Below are 21,725 nucleotides of genomic sequence, written 5' to 3'. Positions count from 1 at the left end.
TATCATTCATTCATTTCATTCTTCCGTTTGTTAAAAAGCACCGAAGCCACAACCGGAGCCCCCACTAAAGCGGTGACCGAGTTGACCGGCAATGCTCCTTCAAATCCCGGCATCCGTGCTATCAGATTACAGAACAGAGCCAAGGCCGCTCCCATCAACAATGAAGCCGGCATTAATATACGATGATCGGACGAACGAAAAATAGCGCGACAAAGATGAGGTACAGCCAACCCGATAAACATGATCGGCCCGCAATAGGCTGTAACCACAGCCACCAACACACCGGAACAGGAGATGACCCAGAAACGAGCCCGCTTAATATTCAGTCCCAAGTTGCGAGCATATCCATCCCCTAGCAACATCAAGTTCATCGTTTTAATTAACAAGAACGATAAGGGGATCAAAACCGACATCAGACAAACGAACAACATCACCTGATCGCCTGAGACGCGAGAAAAACTTCCAAGCCCCCAGATCACATACGAACGGATATCTTCTTCTACACTGAAATATTTTAAAACGCCAATAATGGCATTGGCGACATAACCAATCATCACGCCAATAATCAATAGCGTCACATTTCCCTTTACCTTCTGAGACACATAAACAATAAGAGCCATCACCGAAAGCGCCCCGACGATTGCTGCAATCGAGATCGCCACTTCGCCCATATAGCCAATCTGACTGAGTGCCACCTGCCCGATACTACCGGATAATAAAACGACGAAAGCGACACCTAAGCTAGCTCCCGAACTAATACCCAATACCGACGGACCGGCCAAGGGGTTACGAAAAACCGTTTGCATCTGAAGCCCACTAATCGACAAGGCCGCACCGGCAAACAGTGCCGTAAGGGATTGAGGCAGACGAGATTTCCAAATGATATTTTCCCAGATCGGTGAAACGGCCGATTTTCCGAAAAGGATATCCCATATCGCATCGAAAGGAATCGCAACCGAGCCAAGCAACAGATTTAAAATAAAAAGGACTAAAATAGCTGATAATACGACTAAAAACAGCACCGTTCTTCTCATAGACAGGTTTACTTTAATTGTTCATAAAACGTTGGACTGTAGTCCGGCAGACAATCGGGATGAAAGACTTTTATAAAATCGGCCAAGATCTGTTCCGGATGCATTGGCATGCTTTCATAGAATGGCTTTTCACGCATATTGCAATAAATAACACCTTTCTGCTTGAATGCTTTAAAATCGGCATAACGAAGATCTTCGTCTTTCAAGGCTTGATAAGAGAAATCGCCATCATAGCTGTTCACGATACGCCAATAATCAGCGTTGGCCGCACGACTATAAACCACTTCGTAATCGAGCGTAAACCCACCGGAACGTGGATCATCCTTCAAGAAATAATCGGCACCGGCATCACGGAACAACTGAGCCAAGAAGCTTTTTCCACCCACCGTATACCAATTTCCTCCTCTCATCTCTCCACTAAAGACAACCGGTCGTTTCTTGACCTCCGCAACAAGCGCTTTTAGCTCATTATAGCGGCGTTCGATTTGAGTAAACCGGTCGTTCGCTTCCTGAGCTTTTCCGGTAAACAATCCGATAAACTTAATCCATTCAGCCTGACCCAACGGAGTCATCTCCTTATACCCCAGATGCGGAATCAAAGGAATCCCAATCTCACGCATGGCATCATAGCCTCCACGTTTAAACGGCGAGATGAAAATCACATCCGGATTAACGCTCATGATCACCTCATGATCAAAATTACCTTCTATACCGATTTTGACGGTTTGCCCCTCTTTCAAGCGCTTCTTCATTTCTTTATTAAAGAGATGTCGGGCACTGGTAACTCCCGATACAACATCCAAAGCCTTTAGCTCTATAAAATTGGAAAGCTGGAGTGAGGTCATACAGATGGTACGCCGCAAAGGAACTTCAATCACGGTATATCCTTCCGGAACAGAGTCGGCCTTCAATCCACGCTGCACTAATGCAAAATGATAAGTCGTCGCATGTTCCTTTTGTGGGTCCTGAATATCAAGCAAACAATTACCCGATTGGTAACGCACCTTAAACCCTGTTGCATACCGAACATCAACCCGGGTTGTATCCATCGTTACCGTTGTAGAATGAGTCTTAGACGTTTGTTTATTCTTGGGCTGACATCCAAACAAAAAAAGGATTGAGACGAATAAAACAAGACGAGAATATTTTATCATGAGATCTATCAATTAAGCCATTATTACAGTGAGCAAAGATAGCAAATTCCAGCAAAACAGCTATCTTTGCCAACTGTAAAAACAGAGAATAAAACAATAAAAGATGTCAAATACATTCCCTATACAATTTATCTCTTTGGGCCCCGGAGATCCGGAGTTAATAACTCTCAAAGCTTATAAGCAACTACAAGAATCGGAGATCATCTTTTGCCCATCCACACGAAAGTCGGACGGTAGCGAACTTTCCCGTTCGAAAGCCATCTTAAAAGCTCTGGAGCTGTCTGACGAACAAATCCGCACCTTCCATTTGCCGATGAGCAAGAACCGCAAACTCGCTTTTGAGGCTTACCATGAAGTCTACCTCCGGTCAGTAGACTTTCACAAGGCAGGCAAACGCGTCAGTATCGTTGCAGAAGGAGATGTTGGATTCTACTCTTCGATCCATAGCATACTCGATAAACTCTCAGAAGAGCAAATACCGGTCACCCAGATTGCCGGTATACCCGCTTTCATTGCTTCGGGGGCTTCAGCCGGTCTGCATATCGTGCAACAAGAAGAACGATTGATGGTTGTTCCGGGAATCATTACCCACCAAGAGTTAAGTCAATACCTTCAAAGCGGCATCGTAATCGTCATTATGAAACTCTCACAATGCCAAGGCGAGGTTAACCGACTTCTAACAGATCATCCGGAATACGACTATTACTATTTTGAAAACGTAGGAACAGATCAACATTACCATACCACCGATTTAAAAGAGATCAAAGACCGAAAACACCCCTATTTCTCTCTAATGATCATCAGGCCGAACCATCGGTCATGAGCCTATTCCCGTCAGTCGCAAGAGTCATGGCGAAGTTTAAATGTTACAATAGCGGGGGTTAAACGTTTCAGATGAAAGTCAAGAACCCTTCTTGTCTTGTTAATGGCGGCAGCGTACTAGGTTTAAACGTTACAGATGAAATGCGAGAGCGTACAATTTATGGCTATGCCGGCAGAATGAGTCGTTGCCGAAGCGTCATTAGTCATTTATGACCACTCCTTTTGTTGAGCCCTCGAATGTGGGCTCTTCGGCCCTCGTTCGAGGGCCCATGGGTTTTCGTTCGAAGGCTCTTCAGCCCTCGAACGAGGGCTCAACATATGGAACGTTCAAAACGATTAAACAAACTTCAACAGCCATTAATGCCACTTAGGAAATCGCAAAAAACAATGAGAAAGTCGCAAAAAGCAATGGGCTAAATCTGCTCTTGAGGTTTACCACAAAACGCCTTGAGGTTTACCACAAAACTCCTCACCTCCTCTTCCACCGGACTCCCACCGGGTTTCCATTACCCTTTCCGCAAGGCTTCTACGCCCCTTTCCACGAACCTCTCACAACCCTCCCCACGAAGTTCCAACAGCTCTTTCCACGAGCCTCCAAGAACTCTTCCATCCATCTCCCACGATTCCTCCATCCGCCTCCCAATATCCTTTCATCCTTCCCCCACGACATAGAAACCTAAAGGCGTAAACACTCTCTTCTTCAGTCAAGCGGAATTCTCCCAAGAATCTTAAAGAACGTTTATAAGTGAGTGGTTATTCGAAAAAAAACCAAAAAAGAAGAGTTCTAAATTGACAATTGCAAAGTAATATCAGTTATTTGTATGTCGCATTTACTTTTAGATCAATAAAAGTTAATAACAGATGAAGAAACCATTACTCATATTCTTGGCCTTAGTGTATACGGTTATTTCGATTGGAATAACGGTAAACATGCATTATTGCATGGGCCATCTCGCTGAAGTCAGCTGGGTTTCTTCTCCTAAACCATGCTGTGACTCCGGTGCTTCCGGACTAGACTCCCATTGCTGCAGCAATCAACAAATCACAGCAAAACTTGCAATTGATCAGCAACACTTCTCGGATACTGATTTCCAGTTCAATCCGGCATCGATCGATCTGCTCCCTTTCTTATGGAGTGAAATTATTCATTTTCAAGACCTTTCAGATCAGAAGTCGTTCGTAATTGTCGACCCTCCACAATGGCGTGCTCCGTCATTGTATGTTCACCATTGCACTTTTCTCATTTAGCCCAAGCCACATCTCGGTCTCTTTGGGCATATATCGCCGACTCCATCTACAGTCGGGCAATTTGTTGCATCTTATTCAAAGCGTTACTTTATCCTACAATAGGAAAAAGTAAAGCGAGGGTGTAAACAATTAATCGATATAGGCTGTTCACTAATTATATTCTCATAAAAATAGTCAATCATTAAAATCACACCAAAGATGATTAACCGAATTATACGCTATTTCTTAGAAAACAGAGTCATCACCCTTTTATTGTTTGCATTACTCGTTCTCTGGGGAATATCAACCGCTCCATTCAGTTGGAACACCACTCTCATCCCACGAGATCCGGTGCCTGTTGACGCCATACCGGACACGGGCGACAATCAACAGATTATAGCTACCGAATGGATGGGCCGATCACCGAAAGATGTACAAGATCAGATCACCTATCCTCTAACCACAGCCTTACTTGGAATTCCGGGAGTCAAAACCATCCGCAGTACATCCATGTTTGGCATGTCCTTCATTTATGTCATTTTTAATGACAATATTGAGTTTTACTGGAGTCGTTCGCGCATTCTGGAAAAGCTAAACTCACTTCCTTCAGGCACCTTGCCCGATGGTGTACAACCGGCACTAGGTCCCGATGCTACCGCTTTAGGACAAATCTATTGGTACACTCTAGAAGGCAGAGACCCTAAGACCGGTCGCCCAAACGGAGGATGGAGTCCCGAAGAATTGCGTACCATACAAGACTTCTACGTAAAGTATACGCTTTCATCGGCAGAAGGTGTTTCCGAGATCGGTTCCGTTGGGGGCTTTGTAAAAGAATACCAGATCGAGCTAAAACCGGAAGCTCTATATCGTTCAAACCTTTCAATCATGGACGTGATGAATGCGATAAAAAAAAGCAATCTGGATATTGGTGCAGAGACTCTAGAGATCAACAAAGTGGAATATCTCATACGAGGATTGGGCTATGTGAAGAACATTGCAGATATAGAGCATTCAGTGGTTGCCGTTCGCAACAACGTCCCCATAAGAATCGGCGATATTGCCTACGTCAATGTAGGACCGGCCACCCGTCGAGGTGGGCTCGACAAAGAAGGAGTTGAAGCGGTAGGCGGAGTTGTGGTTGCCCGATACGGTTCCAATCCACTAGCCGTCATCGACAACGTTAAACAAAAGATCAAGGATATAGAGGCGAGTCTCCCGCAAAAGACTTTATCCGATGGAACAACCTCTAAGGTGAGTATTGTCCCCTTTTATGACCGAACCACGTTGATCAAAGAAACGATAGGGACACTAGAGACGAGCCTATCGCATGAGATCTTAATCTGTATCATTGTCATTATCGTTTTAGTCTTTAATCTGCGAGCGTCTGTGATCATTGCCGGTATGCTTCCAATAGCGGTATTGACGACCTTTATTCTCATGCGATATACCCATGTCGATGCGAATATTGTCGCTCTATCGGGCATTGCCATTGCTATCGGAGTGATGGTCGATGTAGGGGTTGTGTTTGTTGAGAACATCATTCGGCACATGGAAATGCCGGAGAACAAAACCATCAGAAAAGGAAAAGCTCTGCGCCTGCTCATTTATAATGCGACCAGTGAAGTCTCGGGGGCCATTGTCACCGCCATGCTAACCACCATTGTCAGTTTCATTCCCGTGTTTGCTTTGCAAGCTCAAGAAGGAAAGATGTTTAGTCCTTTAGCCTTTACCAAGACTTATGCACTTGCGGCCACATTCATACTCGGCATCATCTTGCTTCCTACTTTGGCTCACCTCATCTTCTCGATACGCATCAACTTCAATCCGATAAAAAAAGGGATTAACGTGTTACTCATCCTATTAGGACTAAGTTTATCGATAATCTATGCCAGCATCCCTGCTCTAGGGCTGACCGCCATCGGACTAAACAATTTATTAGCGCCTTACTATAAGAAGGCACAGATGAACAACTACATCAATATCGGAATCACCCTATTTATTGCCATCTACTATTTGGCCACAGAATGGCTACCCGTTGGCCCGCAAGAAGGATTACCGATGAACTTTCTATTCGTATCGATCGCGGTAGGGCTGATTCTAATCCTACTCTGGACCTTGGTGATCTTCTATGAGAAAATCTTACGTTGGTGCTTGGCCAATCGTTGGAAGTTCATGCTGATCCCCGTGATTACGATCATCTCGGGTTTTCTCATTTGGCGAAATGTTGGTCAGGAATTTATGCCGACGCTTAATGAGGGCTCCTTCTTATTGATGCCGACCAGTATGCCACATACCGGGGTCGAGCAGAATTTAGAGTATGTCAAGACCTTAGACAAACGACTGAAAGCTATACCGGAGATTGAGACGGCCGTCGGAAAATGGGGACGCGTCAATTCTGCTCTCGACCCGGCTCCGATACAGATGTTTGAGAACACCATTAATTACCGTTCTGAATTTATACTTGACGACAACGGGCATCGCATGCGATTTAAGGTCAATAAGGACGACGAGTTTATTCTAAAAAGCGGAAAGACTTATAGTCCCGAACAGGGTTTCCGATTGATTCCCAAAGATAGTCTGATAGAAGATCAGCGTGGTAACTACTTCAGGCAATGGCGACCGGAGATCAAAACGACCAATGATATTTGGCAAGAGATCGTTAACGTCACCCACATCCCCGGACTAACGTCTGCTCCAAAGCTCCAACCGATCGAAGCCCGATTAGTGATGCTTTCAACAGGAATGCGAGCGCCAATGGGCATCAAGGTCTACGGTCCAACGCTAGAAGATATCGAGCAAGGGGGAAAAGCCTTGGAGAAAGCCCTTAAAGAGATACCGTCCATCATTCCATCGTCGGTCTTCTACGATCGTGCCGTTGGTGCACCCTATCTTGAGATCAAGTTAAACCGTGAAAAGATGGGGCGTTATGGCGTGAGCGTTTCCGATCTTCAGGAAGTGCTTAGCGCAGCAGTAGGCGGAATGCCTCTGACCCGTACTGTGGAAGGACGGGAACGCTTTTCCATACGTCTTCGCTATGCTCGAGAGTTACGTGATCAACCCGAAGAATTAAAGCAGCTGCTTGTGCCCATCAGTAACGGTACTCAAGTGCCGTTAAGCGAACTGGTCGACATTGGTTATTCAAAGGGAGCGCAAATGATTCAAAGTGAAAACACCTTCCTTTTGGGTTATGTCATTTTCGACAAATTGGCCGATAAAGCCGAAGTGGATGTGGTGAAAGAAGCAGACAAAATCATTAAAGATCAACTCCGATCAGGACAGCTGACTTTACCCAAAGGCGTTTCATATCAGTTTGCAGGGAACTATGAACAGCAACAACGGGCAACCAATCGTTTGCTCATCGTGATTCCGATCACTCTGCTTATCGTTTTACTCCTGCTCTATTTCCAATTTAAAACGATCACAGCATCGCTGATTCACTTCTCGGGTGTCTTTGTCGCTTTTGCCGGAGGATTTATCCTTCTATGGTTATATGGTCAGCCCTGGTTTATGAATTTCAGCATTGCCGGAGAGAACATCCGCGACCTGTTTCAGATGCACCCCATCAATCTAAGTGTAGCCGTTTGGGTCGGCTTCATCGCTCTCTTCGGTATTGCAACCGACGATGGTGTACTGATGGGGACTTATATCCATGACGTTTTTGTAAAACAACAACCCAAAACCAAACACGCCATTCGTGAAGCTGTTGTCGAAGCCGGTTTGAAACGCGTACGTCCGGCCGCAATGACGACCGCCACAACCCTCATTGCTCTCTTACCGGTTCTCAGTTCTACGGGAAAAGGCGCCGACATCATGGTTCCAATGGCCATCCCAACCTTTGGAGGAATGCTCATCCAGTCGATGACCATGTTTGTTGTCCCCGTATTGCAATGTTGGTGGCGCGAGCAAGCCGAAAAGAAGAATAAAAAAGAATCTCAAACCAATGAAACAGTCGATCATGAAAGCCATGTATAGAAATACCACCATAAGGATAACGATACTCTCAGTGATAATGGGGTACTCCACCTTTAGTCTGGGACAAAATAGCGTTTCAGATAGTCTCTCCCATTATATGGAAGTAGGAGCCAAACAGAACTCAGAGGTTCAATCCGGCTTTGCCCTCTACCGTGCCGCCATGGAAAAGATTCCGCAAGCGGCAGCTTTCGATGATCCGGAACTTGAAGTCGGTTTCTTGTTTAAGCCCATGGAAACAGTGGGAGGGAAACAAGTGGCCGATATAAAGCTCATGCAGATGTTCCCATGGTTTGGCACCCAAAAAGCGGCCCGTACGGAAGCACTTGAGATGAGCAAGATGGCTTATGAGAAGTTTCGTGAAAGTCGAGACAACCTCTGGTTTAAAGTCAAGCAACAATGGTATCAGTTAGTCTATCTAAAAGAACAATACCGAACCACACAAGCCACCGTCGAACTCTTGCGTCAGTTAGAGCAATTGGCCACCGTTCGCTATTCTGCAGGACCGAGTAGCCGTTCATCGTCTGCCGGATCGACCTCCAGTTCTGCCCGCATCGCTTCACCAAGCAATGGAGCTCAACAAGGAGCGGGAAATGCCATGGCGATGGGAGGTGCCATGAGTATGGGGGCAAGCAGAGCAAGCAACGCGACTCCTTCGAAAATGGACGAAAGCATGCCTAGTCAGATGACCATGAATGGCGCATCAGAAAGCCGTCTATCCGATATCCTTCGCATTCAGATAGAACGACTGGAAGTCGAGAATCAGTTGAAGGAGATTTTATCTAAACAAGAGATTGCCAAAGCCGCATTCAATGCCTTACTCAATAGAGATCAAACAATGCCAATTCATCTGCCGGATAGTTTGGTTCCCCATCTTCCTCTGCGGTTAAAGGCCATCTCGATCGACAGTATTCTCATCAAGAACCCAATGATCAGGATGATCGATAATGAGCGACAAGCGTACGAGGCTAAGACGAGAATGGACCGCAAGATGAGTTATCCAATGATCGGAATAGGTGTTCAATATAGTTTAAGAAAAGCGTCTGACACTCCTATCGGAATGCCGAATATGAACGGTAAAGACATGATTATGCCAATGATTAAAGTCAGTCTCCCAATCTTTAGAAAGAAGTATAGAGCTCAAGAACGCGAAAATAAGAGTTACGTTCTATCAAGTGAGTTCAAGAAAAGCCAGACTCAGAACCTGCTCGAAACAGAATATATCCGCATTCAAAAGCAATTGGAAGATGCCGAACGAGCCATCGCACTCTATAGCGATCAATACCAACTCTCGCAAGTGAGTTGGAGACTGATCCTTCGCGAGTTCTCTGCGGGCAAACAACCTTTAAGCGACGTCATACAAGTTGAACGACAGTTGCTGAACTACAAACTAAAGAAGAGTGAAGCCACAGCGCAATATAACACACTGGTGGCCGAACTTGAAAAATTAACATCCACTTTTTAACCCGAAAAAGATATGAAACAAAAGATCTTAACCCTATTGACCCATAAATATATCATCGGATCGCTCCTCGTTATTGCAGGTCTTCTCATCGGCCGTTTTCTGTTTAGTCCGTCTCCGTCGTCAGTTCAAGCCGACCAGTCGACTCAAGCCGCTAGTCCTCAAAAGGAAAAACAGATCTGGACTTGCTCTATGCATCCTCAGATCAAAATGGACAAGCCGGGGAAATGTCCCATTTGTGCCATGGATCTTATCCCTTTGAGGAAAAACAGCCATTCTTCCTCAACCGAGATGATCGATCCTAATGCCGTGCAACTTTCTAAGGAAGCGATGGCTCTAGCCAACATCGAGACCTCAAAAGTAACGAAGAGCATCCCCTCAAAGACCATTCGTCTATATGGGAAAATAGCCATCGACGAGCGTACGTTACAATCACAAACCTCTTATGTATCGGGACGTATAGAAACGCTCAATGTCGAATTTACGGGCGAACCGGTATCCAAAGGACAAACTCTAGCTGTGATCTATTCGCCCGACCTTTACAGCGCACAGCAAGAACTGATTGAGGCTAAACGGATGAATCAGCCCACGCTTGTTGAGGCAGCCCGTGAGAAACTCCGTCTTTGGAATATGACGACTCGACAAATTCAGTCTATAGAACAATCCTCGGTACCTTCACCAACCATCGAAATCAAAGCGAACACCTCCGGCATCGTGGTTAGCAAACGAGTCAACCGTGGCGATTATGTTTCGCAGGGAAGTGTGCTTTATGAGATAGCCAATCTGGATCGTGTCTGGGCCGTGTTCGACGCTTTCGAAGCCGATCTTCCTTTTTTACGGAAGGGCGACAGACTCACGTTTACCCTTTCCGCTATGCCGGGACGTGAATATTCGGGCATCATTCGTTTTATCGACCCAATGATCGATCCTCAAAGTCGCACAGCTCGTGTACGCATCGACCTACCTAATGCAAGGCAAGAATTAAAACCGGAAATGAACGCCATGGCTACGGTTGAAGCTTCACCCAGACAAGCCTCTAGCCAACTGATCATTCCACAAACAGCACTCTTATGGACCGGCAAACGTTCCATTGTCTATGTGCGACAACCGGATACCTCAACTCCAACGTTCCAATTACGCGAGATCCAACTCGGGGCTTCACTCAATGGAGCATACGTTGTTGAAAGTGGCTTATCAGAAGGAGAAGAGATTGTCACCAATGGAATTTATGCGATTGATGCCAGCGCACAACTTGAAGGAAAAAGATCGATGATGAACACTCCTGACGATGGCAAAGAAAGATCACACGAAGGACATCAGCACCAAAGCCCATCGACCGAAACGGTGCATAAGACACATGCTATGCTTAAGGTCAACGGCAACTGCGAGATGTGTAAACAACGCATTGAAGAAGCCGCCAAAAGTCTATCCGGAGTCTTTTCGGCCCAATGGGACAGTAAGACCCAAATGCTTCACTTAAATTTTGATGATAAAAAAGTTCAGCTCAACACGATAGCCCAAACCCTTGCAAAAGCAGGTCACGATAATGAGAAATACAAAGCAAGCGATGCAATTTATAATCAGTTGCCCGACTGCTGTAAATATAGAGAATAAGAAAACCAACTGTTTAATCACTAAATTAAAATGAATGATGAAAAAGAAGATTCAACCCTTTGTAAGCATGAGCATTCGATCATTAATGATCGTTCTATTAGCGAGTCTTTTCACCAATGCTCCGGTCATGGCCCAAAGTAACCATCCGACCTCCAGTCCAACCTCGGTAACCGATGTGCAACAGAAGAAGAACCAAAAAGAAGTTCATGCCATGTTGAAAGTACATGGTTCATGCGAAATGTGTAAGAAACGCATTGAAAAAGCGGCATTAAGTGTGAAAGGAGTTCAAACCGCCAATTGGGATAAGGATAAAGAGATGCTACACCTCACCTTCAACCCTAAAAAAGCAAATTTGAATGATATTGCCAAAGCTGTGGCTTTATCGGGACATGATAACGAAAAGTTTAGAGCAGACAACGCGGCTTACAAGAAGTTGCCGGAGTGTTGTAAATACCGTAAGCAAAAGTAAGACAACAGTTTCGTGACCAAACAAAAAGCTCACCTTTGTAGCAGATATCTGTATCAAAGGTGAGCTTTTTACGACTATCCTATTCTCTATCCTCGGTCATCTTCTGTATCCTTCCAAATAGCCATCATTCTGTTGCAAGTTCCCCAACAACGCCTTGATCTTTTCAGGAATAGGAAAAACAGTGGTATAACCGTTCTCTTCATTTGGGAGTTGCGGGCGACTGCTATAAGCTCGGGTATATTTCCCAAAGCGAATCAAGTCGGATCTGCGCCATCCTTCCCAAGCAAGTTCCAACTGACGTTCGGCTAGTAAATTCTCGAGAGTAGCCTGACGAGCAGGTGCTCCCACCCGATCACGAACAGCATTCAATTCCACATCCCCGTTTTCTCCGTTCCGTACCTTGGCTTCACTTTTCATCAGTAAGACATCTGCATAACGGAACAACACAATATCATTTTCCATCAACTTACCGTCTTTCGTAGCCGTCAGATCAATCTCGTATTTCTTCATTCGCGCCCCTGCCGTCTTCTGATAAGGAGCATCGGAAATATCCACATCCACCTTCCAAGGCAGATATTCCAAAACCGTACCATCATCTAATTTCACCGGCGAGCCGTTTAGTCCATACACCACACCGGCATAGTAACATTTATCGAACCGGGGATCGACCGAAGGCGTATCATAACCAAACGTCTCGAGCGCCTCCTTAGTCGCACTCGATCCATTCTCACCGCCCAAACCATAAGCTCCGGCATGATTATAATGACGGGAGCGGAATAAATATTGCATCTGATTGGTATAAAGCACTTTGTTCATCGGTATCGTAAATATATTCTCCGAAGACCCTTCATTGTAAACGGCAAAATTAGCTTCATAACTCGGTTCCAATCGATAGCCCATGCCTGTGATTAAATCACAGTAATAGACCGTGGCTTCCCAAGCATTCAGGGAATGTCCGTCGACCGTAAACCTCATCGCTGTCCCATCGGGCCGCTGACCGTCTGTCCACTGATCGTCCGCATAGACTTCGGCATTAAGCATGAGTTTGGCCAATAAGAAATAAGCCACCGGACGAGTCAGCCGACCGTAATAATCGCCGGGACGGTTGCTATGCACTTCCGAAAGTAATGGAGCCGTCTCTTGAAGTTCACGGACGACAAACCGATAAACTTCACTCCTTTCGTTCTGCACGATTTCAGCCGTCGTCGTCGATGACGAAATCACCAAAGGGACGCGCCCGAAAAGATCCATCAAATGGTAGTAAAATAGAGCTCTCATGCCCCGTACCTCCGCACGATAGGCCGAAAGATCGACCGTCGGATGGGCTTGTCCAAACCGAGCGATCTTTTCGAGCGATTGGTTACATAGACTCACCACCTTATACAAGTACTCCCAAGTGGCCTGTATCGCATCATTATCCGTTCCCCACTGATGAAGAAATAGGCCTTGCCAAAAGCCTCCATCGTACCAATCGCCTCCGCGTGTAGGCATAATCGCCTCATCGGTTGTAAACGTATTCAAATCGTATACTCCACGTCCTGTACCCTGCAAGCCTTCACTATCATTAAACCCACCCACATGGTTGTAAAGTGAAGCCACCGTATTCAGATAAAGGTCGGATAGGGTTAAGTAACCTTCATCCTCCGGCAGTTTGTCCTGTGGGTTCTCATCCAAGAAGCCACTACAGCTCGAAAGAGTCACGATCAATATCAAAAGCGCATCATAAAAATAACGTCTCATCTGTCCCTCCTCTACCCTTAAAAGTTAATACTCAATCCTATCGTATACGTGCGAGATATCGGATAATTCCGTTTATCATCCACCCCTAGCGTACCATTCACCGTCGACGAGTTGATCATCGGTGTCAACCCGGAGTAACCGGTTATCGTTGCTAGATTTTTCACCGTAAAAGCCAATCGCAGCGAATGGATATACCGTTTCCATTTAGTCACGGGCACATCCCACCCCACCGTCAAGTAATCGAAGTTCAAATAATCCCCTCGTTCAAGCCAATAATCCGTTGCCGTTTGATCCTTTATATTTTGTTCCGGTGCCCCCTCCATCACATTATAATCGGGGAAGCTATTCATGTTCATATAGGTCAACGCCGTACCATTATAGATTTTATGTCCAAATGCTCCATTTATCTGTAGAGCAACATCCCAACGTTTATAGCGAAAACTAATATTCGAACCCAACAGAGCTTTTGGCATGGCTTGTCCCGCCACATAGCGATCTTCCCCATCCTCAAGGCTCACTCCTCCTCCATTCAGATCGGCAATGCCATATTTCCGGCCATTAGTCACATCGCCCGTGAGACCGGTCGACTTCGGCAAATAGAATACCCCCAAAGGTTGACCGACCATCTGATAAACAATATGGTTATATCCCCCATGAAATCCGGCTCCATTCAAGCTAGCCAACCATTTGTATTCGGCAGTCGAAATGGTTTCACCTTGATAATTACCACTCAGCGACAGCAATTTATTCTGTTGAAAAGTCAAATTGGCATTGACATTAAGTTCCATATCCTTCGTTCGCAACGGTGTTATCCCGAGTGAAAACTCCAAACCACTATTCCGCATCGAACCAATGTTGGCCAACAACGTATTATGGGTAAAAGGAGGCACACTCACATTATAAAGATAAAGCATATCACTCGTCTTCGAAACATAATAATTGGCCGAGAACAACACCCGGTTACCCAACATCGCCAAGTCAACCCCGGCATTAAAGGTTCGTTTTACCTCCCACTTCAAATCAGGATTTGTATTCCGGATATTTCCCAAAGAGACCACAGCCGACGATCCCACAGGAACGACCCCATTAGGTTGAATCAGATTAAGCGTGGTATACGAATCAATCCCACTCTGATTGCCGGCCAAACCGTACCCTATACGCCATTTTAAATCATCAATCATCGTAACGGACTTCATAAAAGGTTCATCACTCATCACCCAAGCGGCCGATAAAGAAGGGAAAAAGCCCCATTTATGATGACGACCGAATTTCGAAGAAGCATCGGCGCGGGTATTCACTGTGAAAATATAACGATCGGCATACGTATAGTTAAATCGCCCGAGGAATGAAGCCAAACGCGGTTCCTCATAATACGAGTTCGTTCCCTCCCATAAACGCAATGCTCCTGCTTGTAGATTATCATAGCCCAACGCATTATTACTAAAGTTCGTCACCGTAGTATAAAACCCCGAATAAGTTTCTTTCTGAGCTTCAGCTAAAGCCAGTACATCGAAGAAATGTTTTTTCCATGTTTTCTGATACGTCAGTTTCACGTGCCCCAGAAGTGATTCTCTCTTTTTGACTCCCTTGTAAGCTTGTCCATGTGCCCAAACATAAGTTGGCAAGTATTGCGAATTTTCCACCATGTTATATGTATAAGCCCCGAACAACGCCAGTTTCAACTCCTTTGTCAAGTGGAACGTCACTCGCCCGTGAGTACTCAGATGCGAGGTTGCATCTTTATCCTTAACCTCCATCCAAGCCAAAGGGTTAGTGATCTGACTCGCATTCGACACATTGTCCCAACCATTCGTTTCTGCGTTTCGATGATTCGGGAATGTCGGATTAAAAGTTGCTGCCGAATAAAACGTCTTTTGTTGATCGACCAAATTACGGTTCTTCTGAATAGAGCCAAACATGCCCAACTCACAGGTCACCCATCCATCGAACAATTGTTGATTCACATTCATATTCGACGTGAAGTTCTTCAGATCTTCATGCCAAACGACTCCTTGTCGATCCATAAACCCTAACGATACACGATAGTTAGATTCCTCTGTTCCCCCGTCAAAAGCCACATGATGGTTTTGTTGCAAACCGGTCTGCGTAATCTCTTTCAGGAAGTTCGTCTGTTCCCCTTTATCTACAATCGAGAGTCCATGTTCACGTGCCACCCGACGAAAATCATCGGCAGAAAGCATCTTTAGCGTTTTAAAGACCGAACTAAATCCAAAAGTTCCATTATAACTCACCCGTGTCTTTCCACTCATTCCCTTCTTGGTCGTAATCTCAATCACTCCGGAAGCTCCGCGTGAACCATATTGAGCCGTTTCCGACGCATCCTTAAGAATGGTAAAACTTTCAATATCGGTTGGGTAAACAGAAGCCAAGGTGTTCAAATCACCAAAGACTCCGTCAATAATAATCAAAGGATCATTTCCGCTGCTCAACGAAGTCGTTCCTCGTAACCGTACAGCATCCAAAGCTGCCGGTCCGTTTGAACCCCGATCGATTGTCAACCCCGGCACCCGGCCACGAATGGCTTCAAGGGGATTAGTGATCAACTCCTTATTCATTTGTTGTTCGGTAATCTTCTCTACAGAACCCGATAAATTCTTCAATTTACCGGTAGCATATCCCACCGTTATAGAAGAATCCCGTCGAGCTGTCTCCACCTTTTGAGCAGATAGAGATAGGTGAAAAGAAGACCCCAAAAGCAATACTCCAAGAATAAAAAACTTTCGATAAAGAGTCATATAGTCTCAAGTTTATGATTAAAATTTGCTACAAAAATATAAAATATATCCTATCGTTCATTGATTTAAACCATTCAAGTTGAATTCTCATATCTCTTAATATAAGGATTATCTTCGCATAAAGTTCTATATAGATTCGAATTAAAGTTACAAGAAATCGTTCAGATTAATACCAGAAAATCATAAAAAAAATATTTTAATTACAGCCAATTTACGCTCTGCTTTTAGGATTTAAGAACCACCTAATTTATACAGTGTAACAAATAAAATAGCACACTGCCGGAATAAAATAGTGCACTGCACTAATATTAACGTAAGTTCGGCCGAATAGCTGATAACGTAAATGACTCTCTATAAAGACATCTTTCTTTATATTTTGCAAACTCTTTGCAGAAATCCTCTACTGAACAATAAAATTCAGTAATTTTACCCTCAAAGTTATCGTTGAACCTAACCTTGGTACAAAACGAGGACCGGTAATGGCCCTATACAAAGCACATCAGTAACAAGCAACACCTATATCCATAGTATCTAAAACTTTCTAACACTTTTAAAACAATGACAGCATGAAAAAGATTTCTACAATTCTATTACTTTTCATCGGACTATTTGCCAATGGGCAGACCCCATCAAAAAAGTCTTCACTTCCTATTCCCAAACCAGCCCAACTGACATGGCAAAATGCCGAGTTGACGGCCGTCTTCCATTACGACCTACACGTATTCGATGGCAAGAAATATGTTCAAGCCTACAATCGTATTACCCCCATCCCTGACGTGAACATCTTCCAGCCCGATCAATTGGATACCGACCAATGGATTCGCTCGGTCAAAGCCATGGGAGCAAAAATAGCCATCCTCACTGCCACTCACGAAACGGGCTTTGCTCTTTATCAGTCGGATGTCAACCCCTATTGCATGAAAGCTTTGAAATGGAAAGACGGAAAAGGGGATATTGTACGCGATTTCGTAACGTCATGCCGCAAATACGGCATTCTACCCGGAATTTACATCGGTATTCGTTGGAATTCCTTCTTAGGCATACACGACTTCCTAACCCCCAACGACGGTAGTCCGTTTCAGAAAAATCGTCAAGCCTTCTATAACAAAATGTGCGAAGGGATGACAGAAGAACTGATGTCACGCTATGGTGATTTAGCTATCGTTTGGTACGATGGTGGAGGCCACGGCCCCGAATTGGGAGGAGCCGATATTCTCCCCATCGTAGAAAAATATCAGAAAAACATAATCTTCTATCACAACAGTCAACGCGCCGATATTCGCTGGGGTGGTTCCGAATCGGGCACCGTAGCCTATCCATGTTGGGGCAACTTCCCCTACCCTTACTCACACTCCAAAAACCAACAACAGATATTTAAGGATAACTACCGGCTATTAAGAGGGGGTGACCCAAATGGAGAATATTACATGCCTGCCATGTCGGATGCCCCACTCAGAGGTTACAACGGGCGACACGAATGGTTTTGGGAACCTAACGATGAAGAGCATATCTTTCCACTGAAACATTTGATGAGCATGTACTATAAATCAGTAGGACATAACTCTACGCTTATCTTAGGAGTTACTCCTGACGATAGAGGACTTATTCCGGATGCCGATGTAAAACGACTGAAAGAGTTCGGCAACGAGATTCACCGCCGTTTCGATCAACCGATAGCCTCCACCCAAGGACAAGGTAAACGCATCACGCTAAAACTACCTGCCAGCACTAGCATTAATACCATAGTTCTTTCGGAAGATATCCGACAAGGTGAACGTGTACGGAATTATCGAGTAGAAGGGAAAGTGAATGGAAAATGGCAAACTTTATGCTCAGGCCAATGCATTGGACACAAGCGAATTGAAGAGATTGCCCCTGTCAATGTATCAGCTCTTCGATGGATCGCCACCGAATCAGTAGACACTCCTTTGATAAATCGTTTCTCAGCTTATTTTATCCAATAAATGCAGTTTCGGCTTCTATCTTAGACCTTTCTATTAAGAAAAGGTCTAAGATAGAAGCCTCTTGGAGCAAAGATTTATGCAAGAAACATCTTACAATCGTTTTCTAGAATCAGAAAAAGAGAACTTGTTGCCTTTAACAATCGTCATCAAAAGCAACTTGCACCATTTAAAGTTCTATCGAACTGATTTTAAATGAGTATCATGCACTCTTCTTCTGTCTCTGGAATTCGGTTTCTTTATTCCCCTGCATCAACAAATTTCAGCGTTTCAGTTCCTTTGTTTTTTTGTTTTTAGTTTAATCGTCATCATTGGTAGAAAGAGGAAAATGCCCACGACCGACATGATCAATCCCCCAATGGTACCGGCAGCCAATGGGAACCAAAATGCTTCTTTCTGAGTACCGATCATAAATGGGATAAAGCCCAGAATGGTGGACATCACCGTTAAGAAAATCGGAATAATCTTCGTGTTCCAAGCCTTGGTATAAGCTCTTAAAGGGGACAATAGCGGAGATCGTCGACGAATAGAATTATATTCATTCATAATATAAATACTCGCATTCACCGTTATTCCACAAAGCAAGATAAACGACGCAAAACCTCCTTGATCGAAGTTCAGCTCAAACCAATAGAACGTCAAGAACACTCCCACATAAGAAATAGGAATCACAAAAAGGATAGCCAAAGGTTGGCGCAGCGAGTTAAACAGAATACTCGTAATGACAAAAATGATAGCAATGATCAGTCCCAATAAAGCATACTGCTTATGATTTTTCTCCCCCCATCCCCAGCTTCTATCGGAGGCTTCGGCAGAGTAACCCATCGGCAAAGTTCGGTTAAATGCTTCTAAATCTCTGTCCAAAACCTTAACCCCTTGATTGCTCGAACCAATATATTCATATTGCAAACATAAGCGATACTGTTGATTCTCCTTTGAGACCACCTGAGGCATCTGACCTTTGGTGACCTCAGCCAATTCAGAAAGTCGATATAACCGATTGTTCCAACTCAAGGGAAAATAATTCATGGCCCAGATATCATCGTCCGTCGACTGACGAGAGACCAACTTAATCCGTTCCGTATCCGTATCCGTCAATAGTCGTCCCGCCTCGATATCCCGTCCAAAAATCGGACGTAAAACGCCGAAAAGCTGATAAGGAGTAATCCCCTGATTAGCCATCTGCTCCTTATTGAGATTAAAATAATATTCCTGATAATCGTCTTTCCACCACGAAAACTCAGAATTGATCGTAACCTCTTTAATACGTCGATGAGTCAGCAGCACCTGTTTGAATTCCTCGGCACGAGCATACAACTCATCATAGTTATACCCATACATCGTGACTCTAAACGAGCCTGCATTTTCACGAATATCATTACTAAAACCTTGATCCATTAAACCATAAACGCTCCAACTTCCTCCACCTAGTTGCAAAGATTTGGCAATGATATTCGCTTTAAGCGTATACGGAAATCCACTCTTTTGATCTTCTTTCTTGAAGAAAATATTGATACTGGCACGATTAGCACTATAAACTGATGTTTGGAACTGTCGGATCTGCTTAAACTCGCTCAAGTAGGTTTCCAGCCGTTTAATCAACGTATTCATCTGTTCCAGCGTACTCCCATTCGGCAAGTTCGCATTGACAGACAGCACCACCTCCTCGTTACGGGTAAAATAACTTCCGTCGTAAACCTTCTCAATGAATAGACGTAACGTCCCCCCCAATGCTTTATCAACCACCGGTTTAAAATCATTTCGATAGGTCTCCGAGCCAAATGTCGCATTGTAAAGAGTTGCCAAGTGTCCTTCACCTTCTAGTTTTTCGGGCAACATAAACACCGGCAATCCAAAGATCAGAAGAAAGAGCAAGAACACGCCGACGCGAAAACGACAAGTGAATCGAATCAGCCAGATATAACCCCGTGTAAAATAGATCGGCATCCGTCGCAAGAAATGTCTAAAAGAATGGAACACCGAGAAGTTCATCCAACGTCGACGATAGATACGTCCACGCCACCGCCGCGACTGGTGCAATCCGATCTTATCGATCAATGCCGGTACAAAGAAAAGAGCAACCAACAAAGAAACCGCCAGATTGATCATGACTACTGCCGCAAAATCCTGCAAGTTCAGTCGTATCTTCTCATCCAAGAAGAAGACTATGACCAACGCACCAATGGTCGTCAACGTAGCCGCTAAAAGGGCCATGAAAGCCTTTCTGTTCTTCTTTCTCATGTAATGATCGCTCATCACAATCGTATTATCAATGATCAGATTGAGCGAGACCGTGATTCCGGCTAGAGAATACAACTGCATTTCCAGATTAAACAAATAATAGAAGATCACCGCCACAGCAATATTAACCGCAAGACTCACAACGATGAGGAAGAGATACCTAGCATTCAACGTGATCACCAATACAAAAAGCAGTAAGATCGCAATCGTCAATCCCGTTCGAAGATAAATCTTACTCAACTCCCCACGAATAAACTCAGTTGCATCATAACTCACATGTACCTCATACCCTTGAGGAAAATCTCTTTCAATCTCTGCCATCAGCAATGAGATTTGCTTATTCAACTGCAACTGATTCGCCGACTCTTCAGCCGTCACAAACAGATAAATCGAGTTCAAGCCGTTAATCCGGTAATAGTTCTGCGGCTCCTCCTCCCGATGTACCACTCGGACCAATTCATCCAGACCGATCAGTCGTCCATTCGCATTTTTAATTTGAATCAACTTCGGATCGAAAGCCCCGACAGGAGCACTACTATCGAGCACCAGGCGCATCCACTGCGATCTTCCGCCGGTCGACTCCACATGACAAATACCTAAAAACTCCTTGTTGTAGTGTAATCGAATGGCCGACGTAATCTCAGAAAGAGTCACGCCCAATTGTCGTAACTGCTCACTATCATATTCCAATCGCCATTCCATCGGTGTAGCCCCTGTCACCTCAATCTTATAAATACCGGGCAATTGAGCCAACCGGCTTTTGATCCGCTCCTCCGTGTACTTCTGAATCAGAATCGGAGTAGCAGGAGCATTAATCGTGTACGACATAAACGGACGCGAAGCATTCTCCTCCGAAAGTTTCATCCGAATAACCGGATAGCTCACCCCATCGGGCAAGTCCGGCCAAACCTGACGAATAATGGTAGAAGCCTCAAAACGCACCATATCGGTATCGACATGCTTATCTAGAGTGATTGTGATTGTTCCCCATCCATTTCTAGAGTCAGAGTAGATCTCTTTCACCCCTTTGATTCGCGATAACATCGCCTCCAGTTTCGAAGTCACTTCCATCTCAATCACTCTCGACGAAGCCCCCGACATACTATACTGAACCGTGAACCCCGGCAAGGTGCGCGATGGGTTCAACTTTACCGGCAACAAAGGGATAAACGCCAATCCAATCAGAGCAATGCACACAAAGCTCACGATTAATGTAAAAGCAGAAGTTCTCTTTATCGCCCCATGATTATGATTATTCTCATTCAACGCCATAACC

The 21,725-nt window shown here is 44.7% G+C and carries 12 protein-coding genes; 7 read left to right on the top strand and 5 right to left on the bottom strand.

What is annotated here, in order from left to right; genetic code table 11:
• Positions 1 to 2 precede the first annotated feature (2 nt).
• Positions 3 to 1,034 carry an iron chelate uptake ABC transporter family permease subunit gene (locus tag AC4PG5_RS02350; RefSeq protein ID WP_492029857.1) on the bottom strand — a complete coding sequence of 344 codons (1,032 nt, stop codon included), beginning with the start codon at positions 1,032 to 1,034 and terminating at the stop codon, positions 3 to 5.
• A gap of 8 nt (positions 1,035 to 1,042) precedes the next feature.
• Positions 1,043 to 2,188 carry an ABC transporter substrate-binding protein gene (locus tag AC4PG5_RS02345; RefSeq protein WP_492029856.1) on the bottom strand — a complete coding sequence of 382 codons (1,146 nt, stop codon included), beginning with the start codon at positions 2,186 to 2,188 and terminating at the stop codon, positions 1,043 to 1,045.
• Between the two features lie 103 nt (positions 2,189 to 2,291).
• On the opposite strand from AC4PG5_RS02345, the gene AC4PG5_RS02340 reads away from it, so the two are divergent.
• The 6 genes from AC4PG5_RS02340 (at position 2,292) to AC4PG5_RS02315 (ending at position 11,751) form a co-directional block, all read left to right on the top strand.
• Positions 2,292 to 3,011 (top strand): precorrin-2 C(20)-methyltransferase, encoded by a 720-nt coding sequence (locus tag AC4PG5_RS02340; RefSeq protein ID WP_492029855.1) that lies wholly within the window; start codon positions 2,292 to 2,294, stop codon positions 3,009 to 3,011.
• Between the two features lie 860 nt (positions 3,012 to 3,871).
• Positions 3,872 to 4,258: an HYC_CC_PP family protein gene (locus AC4PG5_RS02335; protein WP_492029854.1), complete on the top strand. Its 387-nt coding sequence runs from the start codon at positions 3,872 to 3,874 to the stop codon at positions 4,256 to 4,258.
• Positions 4,259 to 4,456: 198 nt separating this feature from the next.
• The gene (locus AC4PG5_RS02330; RefSeq protein WP_492029853.1) at positions 4,457 to 8,209 is read left to right on the top strand and encodes an efflux RND transporter permease subunit; all 3,753 of its coding nucleotides are present in this window, start codon (positions 4,457 to 4,459) and stop codon (positions 8,207 to 8,209) included.
• Entirely contained in the window at positions 8,202 to 9,671 is a 1,470-nt protein-coding gene (locus AC4PG5_RS02325; RefSeq protein WP_492030667.1) for a TolC family protein, read from the top strand. Before AC4PG5_RS02330 ends, AC4PG5_RS02325 begins: the two co-directional genes overlap by 8 nt.
• A gap of 12 nt (positions 9,672 to 9,683) precedes the next feature.
• On the top strand, positions 9,684 to 11,282 hold the full coding sequence (locus AC4PG5_RS02320; RefSeq protein ID WP_492029852.1) for an efflux RND transporter periplasmic adaptor subunit: 1,599 nt from the start codon (positions 9,684 to 9,686) through the stop codon (positions 11,280 to 11,282).
• 34 nt (positions 11,283 to 11,316) lie between these two features.
• The gene (locus tag AC4PG5_RS02315) at positions 11,317 to 11,751 is read left to right on the top strand and encodes a heavy-metal-associated domain-containing protein (RefSeq protein ID WP_492029851.1); all 435 of its coding nucleotides are present in this window, start codon (positions 11,317 to 11,319) and stop codon (positions 11,749 to 11,751) included.
• A 96-nt stretch (positions 11,752 to 11,847) separates the two neighbouring features.
• On the opposite strand, the gene AC4PG5_RS02310 is transcribed toward AC4PG5_RS02315, so the two are convergent.
• Both AC4PG5_RS02310 and AC4PG5_RS02305 read right to left on the bottom strand, forming a co-directional pair.
• Positions 11,848 to 13,491 carry a RagB/SusD family nutrient uptake outer membrane protein gene (locus AC4PG5_RS02310; RefSeq protein WP_492029850.1) on the bottom strand — a complete coding sequence of 548 codons (1,644 nt, stop codon included), beginning with the start codon at positions 13,489 to 13,491 and terminating at the stop codon, positions 11,848 to 11,850.
• Between the two features lie 17 nt (positions 13,492 to 13,508).
• The gene (locus AC4PG5_RS02305; RefSeq protein ID WP_492029849.1) at positions 13,509 to 16,247 is read right to left on the bottom strand and encodes a SusC/RagA family TonB-linked outer membrane protein; all 2,739 of its coding nucleotides are present in this window, start codon (positions 16,245 to 16,247) and stop codon (positions 13,509 to 13,511) included.
• A 566-nt stretch (positions 16,248 to 16,813) separates the two neighbouring features.
• Between AC4PG5_RS02305 and AC4PG5_RS02300 the strand changes: the two genes are divergently transcribed.
• Positions 16,814 to 18,211 carry an alpha-L-fucosidase gene (locus AC4PG5_RS02300; RefSeq protein WP_492029848.1) on the top strand — a complete coding sequence of 466 codons (1,398 nt, stop codon included), beginning with the start codon at positions 16,814 to 16,816 and terminating at the stop codon, positions 18,209 to 18,211.
• A 267-nt stretch (positions 18,212 to 18,478) separates the two neighbouring features.
• On the opposite strand, the gene AC4PG5_RS02295 is transcribed toward AC4PG5_RS02300, so the two are convergent.
• Positions 18,479 to 21,721, bottom strand: a complete 3,243-nt coding sequence (locus tag AC4PG5_RS02295; RefSeq protein ID WP_492029847.1) for an efflux RND transporter permease subunit — start codon at positions 21,719 to 21,721, stop codon at positions 18,479 to 18,481.
• Positions 21,722 to 21,725 lie beyond the last annotated feature (4 nt).

It is taken from the genome of Bacteroides sp. QWL-09, from assembly GCF_058683585.1.
Note: the sequence above shows the minus strand (reverse complement) of the source record. Positions and strands in the feature narration are given on the sequence as shown.